Here is a 9,212-nt window from a genome sequence, read left to right as displayed (position 1 = left end):
ATATCAAACCGGTACTTGGCCGGATATACCCCTTCCATGCCTCGGCCGCCCTGCCCATTGGTGCCGCCGCCGAGCACATTGCTCCAGTCGCGCACCACGCTGCTGTCGGGGGCTTGCGGAGTATCCGTGCAGTGCCAGCTGCGGGGGTCCGGGCCACGCTTGGTGGGGCAAGGTGCAAGGGTGGCCTTTGCCGTGGCGGCAACGGCGGAGCCGGCACCGGGTTGCAGCGTGTTGGTGCGCGGCGCGGCAGGCGCAGGCATTTCGGCATCAATGCGCCGCAGCAACTGGGCAAGATAGCGCGGGTCGTTGTACAGCCGGCCCATGTCTGCATTGCGGCCAGCGGCGGCAAATTCATCCGGCGTCATGGGTTTGCTGTACACCACGGAGCGGCTGCTCCAGTCGGTGACTGCAGGAATATTGCCGGGGTCTGTTTGCTTGTCCGTTGCATGCGCAGAGGACAGTCCGCAAAGACCCATTGCGCACGCAAGCGCAAGCGAATTGGTGTAACGCATAGATGTCCCCCTGAAGTCGAATCTGGCATGCCAACAAAGTGGCGGCATTGTAACCAGATGGGCGTCACACAAACGGAAAGAGCATCTTTATTTTTTTTTCGTAATGTGCGTTTGAGCTAAAAAGTGACACGGGAGGTCAGTTGTTGCCGTGTGAGGGTTAAGTATTCGAAAATTAACAAGTGGTCTGGTAGGGTGAAGTCACATAAATTGCTGCAGTGCAGCAATAGTTTTGCGAAATCCCCCCCCGCAATGTCCTGGATGTCAGCGCCGGACTTGCCCCACCGCACGGTCAATCCAGTCCGCTACCGCACGGGTGTAGTTCGAAGCCAGGCCCAGCTGCTGGTTGATTGCGCCGTGTTGCATGGCCTCCGGTAGCACCTGCATGGACATGCCAAGCGCGCGCGCGCGTTGCTCGAGTTTGCGTGCTTCATCACAGGGTGCGGTGGGAAAGTGGCGGGTGCTGGAGCACACCAGCAGCATCGGCAGCGCGTTGCGGTTGAGTTGTTGCAGTGGCGACACCGATGCCCAGTAGGCCGGGTCACTGCCGAAGGCGTCGTGATACAGCTGAGGTACGCGCGCCTGCCCCATCAAGGCCGGCACATCCAGTGCGCCGCTGTCCAGTGACACCACGCCCAGTGGACGGCGTGCACCGGCTTGGCGCAGCAATGCAGGTGCACTGCCCAGCAGGGCCACCAGATGGGCACCGGCCGAATGCCCCATCAGCACCACGCGCTCCGGATCCGCCCGCCATTGCCGCGCATGCTGTTGCACAGAAGCCAAGGCGGCAGCCACATCGCGGGCTTGGGTCATGGGGTCGGCCGCTGGCTCCAGCCGGTTGTTGACCGAAACAAATACAAAGCCTTTGCCCAGCCAGTACGTCGCTTTGTTGTCGACCACACTGGCATAGGCCTTGTCGCCACGCCGCCAGCCGCCACCGTGCACCATGAACAGCACGGGCGCGTTAGCGTGCAGCTGGGCGGGCAGATACACGTCGTAGCGCTGCTTGGGGTCTTGGCCATAGGCGATATCACGCTCAACGTTCGCACCTGGCGGCACACTGGCCAGCAATGCCCGTTCATGGCCTTCTGCATCGCTTTGCAGGCCGTCCTGCATGTGTTGCAGGATGCGCTCGCGAATGCGTTGTTGGGCGGGAACCGGGCTACTTGCAGTGGCAAGCAAACCCAGTGCAAGCAGGCAAACCAGAGTTGGGGCAGCAACGCGCATGGCCGGCAATCCATTGGGAGGTTGATGGCGACAACGCACGGCACGGACAAGTGGTTGACCTGTGGCCCTGAGTGACAGCTGTCATCGACGACCACTGACGCTTGCACGTGGCATGAGAATCCTGCTTGCGGACAATGCACAGCGTCCAATCCGGACGCAGGAGAACCCCCATGAATACCCAGACCCAATCCCGCCCAGTGTTTGCAGAGCAGCTACAGGGGAAAGTGGGTGAGTTGATGGATCGTGTCACCAGCGAGGCGCCCGGCGCAGAGCGTTCGCGCCTGTTGCGCTGGCTGTTGCTGGCGGTTGCCGTGTTTGTGTTGTGGCGTATCGGGCGCGGCGCGAAGAAACTGTTCTGGAGCCTGTTCGGGATCGGCATGGCGCTGTGGTGGAGCGGCGGTGCGGTGTGGTTTTTCCGGCACGTCAACTAACCACGATGGGGCGATGACGGATGGCTGATCTTGCGCCAGAATGGCGCCATCCCAGAGCACTTGTTGCCACGATGCCGAAAAAAATCGCGACCCGTAAATCCACCATCCACGGCAATGGCATGTTCGCAGTTGCCGCAATTGCCAAAGGCGAGCGATTGATCGAATACAAGGGCCAGCGGCGCACCCATGAGGAGGTGGATGCCGGTGAGAGTGGCGACATCGAAAGCGGCCATACCTTCTTGTTCACGCTCAACGATGCGTGGGTGATCGACGCCAACATCGAAGGCAATGCGGCGCGTTGGATCAACCACAGCTGCGCGCCCAATTGCGAGGCAGTGCTCGTGGAGGATGCAGGCGCGCCGGCAAAGTCGCGGGTGTTCATCGAGGCAATTCGTGCCATCAAACCCGGCGAAGAATTGACCTACGACTACGGCATCACCTTGGCCGAACGCCACACCGGGCGGCTGAAGAAAATCTGGGCTTGCCGCTGCGGCTCGAAAAAATGCACGGGCACGATGCTGAAGCCGAAGCGATAGCGTTCACTCGCCTTCGTGCGGCCAACTGATGCCAAGCTCACTGACCACCAGCGCGTTGCCGATGGCTGGCCAGCGCGGGTCGTCGCTGCGAAAGACGGTATCGCCAGTGGGCAGCGCCGTGGCAGTGGTGCGGGTGCGTGCAGCCAAGGTGACCCGATGAAACAGCTTGTCGCCTACCGCGTTGGCCAGCTTGCCACCGTGCCAGTCCTGCACGCTGCCGCCGTAATCCCAATCCAGTCCATAAAAACTGATCGGTGCGCCATTGCGTTTGACCAACTCGGCCAACGTCATTCCCGGGTGCAGGCCATTGACATCGTGCCAGCGTGAATCAGGATCGGTGATGCGCAATTCCTGAATCGGTGCATCCTGGTTGTTGGGTTGTTCGGGGTCGAGCACCAACTGCAGCCGCTGTTTGGCATCGTCGGGGAACACGGTCAGCACCGGCACTGCGCCTTCACCCTCGGCACCGGGCAGGCGGTCATCGCGCACATTGGTTTTACCAAACCGGGCTTCAAGTTCAGCGCGGGTGGTGAGTGGGCCCAGACTGCCGGGCAGTTCCCAGGTTTCTGTCGCTGCCGGTGCCGCGTGTGCTGCGGTTGCCGGTGCTGCAGTGGCCGCAGGCGCGGCGGATGCCGCCGTGCCGGGGTTGGGCGCAGCTGATGGGGCGGGTGTTGGTGTGGGCGTGCATGCACTGAGTGCTGCCACAAGGCTGCTGAGTCCCAGCGCGAAGATGCGCACAGAGGATGAGTTCATTTGCTGGGTACCGGTTCTGCGGTGGACGAGGCATTTGCGGTTGCGGCGGGGGGCGCAGGCAGTGCGGGTGCGGAGTTGCCAGGTTGCATCGTCGGGTCGCTGTTGTCAGCTGTGGCAGGCGTGTTGGCATCTGCCGTCGCGGTATCCTCGGCTTGCACTTGCGGGGTGGCGAGCGGGGGTGGTTGTGGAATGGCTACCCCGGGGTCGGGCATGCCGGTTACCGAACCGCCCTTGGTGGCGGGTGCGGGCAGGGCTTCGCTGCCGATGGTTGGGTTGCCGTCGGTGGGGGTGGGCTTGCTGCAGGCGCTTGCCAACATACCTGCAAGCAGCAGGCTGCCCAAGCGGGCAGCAAAACGAAGAGTAGGCATGTTCAATCCATCCGTAGCGTGATTTGGCTGGCGTCAATGTCCACGCGCTCGATGCGGCGACTGGCGATGCGCCCATACGTGCTGTCATCCAGCCGATACACGGGCTCTTCACGCGCGTAGTCGAGCAGCCAGCTATTGAGCATGGAACGAGCGGAATCATTCATCATTCCACCCAGTGCCGGCACATCCACCGACACGATTTCGGGATTATCCAGATGCAGGCCATGCGTGCCGGCATCAAACCGCAATCCACTTTCCAGCGCGAAATGGCCGGACGGCGAACGGCTGGCAGTGCCCGGCCCACCAATGCCGATATCCAGCTCCAGCCGCAGACGGCCGCCACCGGGCAGGCTCAACCGCGGGTTCAATAAGCTGAGGTTGAGTAGCCCTCCCAACTTCTTGTAATCGCGCGGGAACTTGCGATCCAGTTGCGCCTGCAATTGTGGTGCACTGAAATGGATATCGCGGCCCAGCAGCACGTCGGCCCCCAAGCTGGAGCAGGCACTGAGCAGGCAGGCAATGACAATCAGCAGGAAGACGACGCTACGGCGCATGAGGATGATGGCATGGGGAAAGTGCGCACCTTAGCGCGCAGCGGTGATGCTGTGTCAATCCGCTGCGCGCGTGGTGACCTCAATCTTCCTCGGGATGTGGCTTGTAGGTGTCTGCCAACTTTTTCTGCACTGCCGCTGGAACCGGCTCGTAATGGCTGAAATCCAGTGCATAGCGTCCGCGCCCGGCGGTGGCCGACTTCAGCTCGGCGGCATAGCCCTCCAATTCGGACAAGGGCACTTGCGCCCGAATCACAATCTCGCCACCGCGCAGGGCATCGGTGCCACTGATGCGTGCACGCTTGGACGATAGTCCGCCACTGACATCACCCATATGCTGCTCGGGGGCGCTGACTTCCAGGTCCACGATGGGTTCCAGTACCTGCGGGTGCGCGTGGGAAATTGCGTCCAGGAACGCCCGTTTGCCGGCCGCGATGAACGCCACTTCCTTGCTGTCCACCGGATGATGTTTGCCGTCGTACACCGTGACCCTGACGTCTTGCATCGGGTAGCCGGCCAATGCGCCGGCACCGAGGACCTGGCGCACGCCTTTTTCCACCGCCGGTAAAAATTGGCCGGGAATGGTGCCGCCCTTGACCGCATCCACAAACTCGAAGCCGCCGCCACGTGGCAGCGGTTCGATGCGCAGGAAGACTTCACCAAACTGGCCGGCACCACCGGTTTGCTTTTTATGCCGATGATGGCCTTCTGCCGGCAGGCTGATGGTTTCGCGATACGCAATCCGCGGAGGATGCGATTTCACCTCTACGGTGAAGCGGTCTTTCAGGCGTTGCAACATCACCCGCAGATGCAAATCCGACAGCCCGCGAATCACGGTTTCATTGGTTTCGGTGTTGTGTTCGACCGCAAACGCCGGGTCTTCTTCGGCCAATTTATGCAATGCCGTGGCCAACTTTTGTTCCTGACCTTTGCTGGCCGGCTCTACCGCCAGACCGAACATGGGTTTGGGGAAGTTGAGCGGTGCCAGATGGATATGGTCTTCGTCGTGCGAGTCGTGCAGCACGGCATCAAAATGCAGCTCGTCGATCTTGGCCACCGCCGCGATATCCCCCGGGATAGCCTGGCTGATTTCGATATGGTCTTTACCCTTGAGTTTGAACAAATGGCCGACCTTGAACGGCTTCTTGCCGTCATCCACAAATAATTGGGCGTCTTTTTTCACCGTGCCTTGGTAGACGCGGAAAATGCCGAGCTTGCCAACGAATGGGTCGTTGACGATCTTGAATACATCGGCAATCACATGCGCCGATGGATCGGGTTTGGCATCAATCGGGTCACTGCCTTTCATGAAGGGTGGCGAGTTGGCCTCGCCGGGGTGCGGAAACAAGGTTTCGGCAATGTCCAGCAATTCCTTGACACCGGCTCCGGTACGCGCCGACACAAAGCAGATTGGCAGCAAGTGCCCTTCCCGCAGGCATTGCTCGAAGGCATCGTGCAGCTCGGTGCCAGACAAGCCAGTTTCGCCCACATCCAGGTAGTGATCCATCACGGTTTCATTGATTTCCACCACCTGGTCGATGATCTTTTGGTGCCAGTCGGCGACCGCGCCGAGGTCGCTGTCACCGCTGGTTGACCCAAAGCAATCCACAACTTGGTTGCCGCCCCCTGCCGGCAAATTGAGCGGGAGCAACTCGGGGCCGAATTCCTCACGCAGGGCATTGACCAATCCGGCAAGATCGGCACCGGCATGTTCAATCTTGTTGATCACGATGGCACGGCACAGACTGCGCTGTTTGGCGTACTCCAGCATGCGGCGGGTGCCATGCGCGATACCGGTATCGGCATCCACCACAATCGCAACCGTTTCGACTGCCGCCAGCGCACCCAGTGCGGGGCCACGGAAATCGGGATAGCCGGGAGTGTCGATCAAGTTGAGATGGATGTGCTGGCCGGAACTGGCCAAGTGGTCGGTACTGGCAATCGCGGCATCCAGCGAGTGACCGCGTTCTTTTTCTATGGGATCGAAGTCGGAGACCGTGCTGCCGCGTTCGATGCTGCCTGCTGTTTGCAGTGCGCCGCCGGCATGCAGCAGGGCTTCGAACAACGTGGTCTTGCCGGCGCCAGGGTGGCCTGCCAAGGCCACATTGCGGATTTGTGATGTGCTGTAGGACATGAGCCCGTTCCTCCTTTCGGTGTGCGTGGAGAGAGCGTCATGGCTGTCCGCGTCCCACGCCGACGCGTGGGCGTTCGACGGGCGGTCATGGCATTGCCACCTTAGCGCAGCTGGCGCGCTCACGCTCGTGCAATGCAGCATTGACACAACGCGGGTGGCTTGCTGTCGGCACGCTAAACACAGTTCAGACCGGCCGGCTCCATTCAGCTTCGCGTCAAGCGTACAGTCGCAGTGTGGGCGTACGCCGGACACTTCCAACTCCCGGCGACGGGGATTTCAACATGAAGCGCCTTCTTGCCAGCTTGCTTGCCCTGGGCCTTGCTTCCGCCAGTGCCTGCGCATTTGCGCAGTCCAATTACGATGGCTATCAGGACAACAATGGGTACAACACCGGCTACGACAACGCGGCCAACAGTGATGGGTCGTACTACGACTATGCGCAGGTCATTCGGGTAGATCCGGTGTTGCAGAGTAATGCCAGCAGCTATGGCAATTACAACACCAACACCCAAGCGGGGATGCGTTGCTACGACCGCAGCTCGGCGGGCTATTACGACAACGGCAATAGCGATCCTGGCAATGGAAGTTACGGTAACGGCAGCTATAACAACGACAGCCATAACGGCTACGGTGGGCGCGGGCAAGGCAGCGAAGCCGGGCGCAACGTGGCCACCATTGCCGGTGGTGTGGTGGGCGCAGTCTTGGGTAGCAAGATCGGTGGTGGTAGTGGCACTTATGCCGCCGCCGCCGTAGGTTCGATGCTGGGCGGCATGGCTGGGCGCGGGATTTATGACCAGAATCAGCGCAATCGCTATGTGCGAGGCGGCACGGTGCGGGTATGTGATCCGCAACCGGTGCGCGATGGCTATTCGGGCAGCTATTCGAACGGCTATGCCAGCGATTACGGCAATGCCACCGCCTATGACGTGACTTACGAATACAACGGCCGCCGCTATACCCGGCGCATGAGCTACAACCCCGGCGATCGCCTGCGCGTGCGGGTGGATGTCTCGCCGCAATAACCTGCGGATCGTTTGGATCGAATACTAAAGAAGGGGCCGCGTTGGCCCCTTCTTCACGTCATGGCCTGGATGCTGGGCCAATGGATTCTAGGGTGCGGTGGGGGATACCTTGGCGGCTTCGATACGGCTGCCAGTGCGGGTGGTATGGCGTGGCACACCGTTCTCGTCCAGCACCGAAGCGATGCGGCTGAACACTTCCGGACGCGAGAATGGCTTTTTCATGAAGTCATCGGCACCGATGCGCTGCACATAGAACTGCTCGGTGGCCTGCGCATTGCCGCTGATCATGATGATGGGCACGTGCTTGGTAATGGGGTCACGACGCAGGGTGCGCAGGACGTTGAAGCCATCGACGCCGGGCAACACGATGTCGAGGAAAATCAGACCCGGGACTTCGCGGCGCGCGACTTCGATCCCGGTTTCACCATCATAGGCCACCAGCACTTCATAGTGGTTCTGCTGCAGCATGCGCTTGAGCAGGGCCACGATGGTGGGGGAGTCGTCAATCACCAGAATCCGGGTGCCGGGCTGGGCATTGCGGCGATCGCTATCGCGGCGTTCGCGCCCGGTATGTGGTTCAACCACTTCGCTGATAAGACCATCCGCGTCCGGCGAGAGCTGGCGCACGGCTGGTGCAGGCTGATCTGCCTGTCGTTTGCGTTTGAATAGGTCAAAAATGGCCACGTCCCTGTTCCCCGATTGGACTGCCGGCGCATATTACCGCGAACAGCCACCGGTTCGGCAATCCAAAGCGTGTATCTGGTGCCTGCTCTTGCGTCGTACCGGTTAGCGGCGGCCGTGGGCATCCTCGGCCAATGCCCGGAAAGCGAATAGCCGTGCGATTTTGCCCCATGCTATTGCGGCGCAGATCATGCAGCCCAGCAGCATGGCCAGTACAAAGCCGGCAAACCCCGCGCCTTGCAAATGCTGGCGCAGCGCCAACAACAGCAGCGCCGCCAACAGGCTGCATAAAGTGGGCAGCAGGTAAGCGCCCAACACCGCAAGTGGGCGCTTGCACAGCAAGGCCATGCCACGCCACCATGCCTTCAGTGCCGAACGCAGGCGTGCATCGGCGGCCAGCCAGCCACGACCAGCCTCGATGCCGGCATGTGCCAGCAGCAACAGCAGTACGCCGATGCCGGTGGCGATATTGCGGCCGGTGTCCACGTCACTGGCCAAAACGGCGTGCTCGTGCAGTTTTTCATTCATGCCAAAGCCCATCGCCATGATGGCTGCCGCAATTCCCAATGGAATGACCGACCACAACAGCAGGCGCAGCATCGGACCGTATTCGCTGATCCCGCCACGCAGCAGGTCGCCAAATCCCAGTGGGCTGCGGCTGCGTGCCGCAGCGATGGTGGCCCCGGTCAACAATGGGGAGGCCAGCAACAGCAGCAACCCCGCGCTGCGCACATTGGCACCCAGTACATCGAGTGTGGTGCCGGGTGCCATCAGGGCATCCAGCAGCATGGTGGGAGCCTGCCCGTTGGCAATGGCAGTGGACTGCAAGGAGTGGTCCAGTTGGCTGCCCAGCCAACTCCACAATGGCAGACCGGCAACCAGTGCACAGGCCAGGGTGGTCAGGATCCAGAGCAGGAGCAAGCGCCATTGCAAGGCAGTGCCGAGGGCACGGGGCAAAGCGGTGCGGGCGCGCAGCGGGCGAGTCGTCGTGTTCATGGTG

11 protein-coding genes are annotated in these 9,212 nt (G+C 61.3%); 3 read left to right on the top strand and 8 right to left on the bottom strand.

Annotated elements, in window-relative coordinates; translation table 11 throughout:
* On the bottom strand, positions 1 to 512 hold a 512-nt coding region (locus QWB57_RS06080), incomplete at its 3' end, for a hypothetical protein (RefSeq protein ID WP_288968779.1).
* Positions 513 to 773: 261 nt separating this feature from the next.
* Entirely contained in the window at positions 774 to 1,736 is a 963-nt protein-coding gene (locus QWB57_RS06075) for an alpha/beta hydrolase (RefSeq protein WP_288968778.1), read from the bottom strand.
* Between the two features lie 170 nt (positions 1,737 to 1,906).
* On the opposite strand from QWB57_RS06075, the gene QWB57_RS06070 reads away from it, so the two are divergent.
* Complete coding sequence (locus tag QWB57_RS06070) at positions 1,907 to 2,167, top strand: hypothetical protein (protein WP_288968777.1); 261 nt, start codon at positions 1,907 to 1,909, stop codon at positions 2,165 to 2,167.
* Between the two features lie 71 nt (positions 2,168 to 2,238).
* Complete coding sequence (locus QWB57_RS06065; protein ID WP_288968775.1) at positions 2,239 to 2,703, top strand: SET domain-containing protein-lysine N-methyltransferase; 465 nt, start codon at positions 2,239 to 2,241, stop codon at positions 2,701 to 2,703.
* A 3-nt stretch (positions 2,704 to 2,706) separates the two neighbouring features.
* On the opposite strand, the gene QWB57_RS06060 is transcribed toward QWB57_RS06065, so the two are convergent.
* The 4 genes from QWB57_RS06060 to fusA form a co-directional block, all read right to left on the bottom strand.
* Complete coding sequence (locus QWB57_RS06060; RefSeq protein ID WP_288968774.1) at positions 2,707 to 3,456, bottom strand: hypothetical protein; 750 nt, start codon at positions 3,454 to 3,456, stop codon at positions 2,707 to 2,709.
* The gene (locus tag QWB57_RS06055; RefSeq protein ID WP_288968773.1) at positions 3,453 to 3,824 is read right to left on the bottom strand and encodes a hypothetical protein; all 372 of its coding nucleotides are present in this window, start codon (positions 3,822 to 3,824) and stop codon (positions 3,453 to 3,455) included. Before QWB57_RS06055 ends, QWB57_RS06060 begins: the two co-directional genes overlap by 4 nt.
* A 2-nt stretch (positions 3,825 to 3,826) precedes the next feature.
* Positions 3,827 to 4,378 carry a DUF1439 domain-containing protein gene (locus tag QWB57_RS06050; RefSeq protein ID WP_223626577.1) on the bottom strand — a complete coding sequence of 184 codons (552 nt, stop codon included), beginning with the start codon at positions 4,376 to 4,378 and terminating at the stop codon, positions 3,827 to 3,829.
* Between the two features lie 79 nt (positions 4,379 to 4,457).
* Entirely contained in the window at positions 4,458 to 6,509 is a 2,052-nt protein-coding gene (gene fusA, locus QWB57_RS06045) for an elongation factor G (RefSeq protein WP_288968772.1), read from the bottom strand.
* A gap of 281 nt (positions 6,510 to 6,790) precedes the next feature.
* Here fusA and QWB57_RS06040 point away from each other — a divergent pair, with 281 nt between their 5' ends.
* On the top strand, positions 6,791 to 7,531 hold the full coding sequence (locus tag QWB57_RS06040) for a glycine zipper 2TM domain-containing protein (RefSeq protein WP_288968771.1): 741 nt from the start codon (positions 6,791 to 6,793) through the stop codon (positions 7,529 to 7,531).
* Positions 7,532 to 7,618: 87 nt separating this feature from the next.
* On the opposite strand, the gene QWB57_RS06035 is transcribed toward QWB57_RS06040, so the two are convergent.
* On the bottom strand, positions 7,619 to 8,116 hold the full coding sequence (locus QWB57_RS06035) for a response regulator (protein ID WP_288968780.1): 498 nt from the start codon (positions 8,114 to 8,116) through the stop codon (positions 7,619 to 7,621).
* Between the two features lie 201 nt (positions 8,117 to 8,317).
* Positions 8,318 to 9,208 (bottom strand): hypothetical protein, encoded by an 891-nt coding sequence (locus tag QWB57_RS06030; protein WP_223626584.1) that lies wholly within the window; start codon positions 9,206 to 9,208, stop codon positions 8,318 to 8,320.
* Between the last annotated feature and the right edge of the window lie 4 nt (positions 9,209 to 9,212).

The sequence above is a fragment of the uncultured Thermomonas sp. genome (genome assembly GCF_937872235.1).
In the GTDB taxonomy this organism is placed as follows: domain Bacteria; phylum Pseudomonadota; class Gammaproteobacteria; order Xanthomonadales; family Xanthomonadaceae; genus Thermomonas; species Thermomonas beijingensis.
This window is presented reverse-complemented; position numbering and strand designations above follow the sequence as displayed.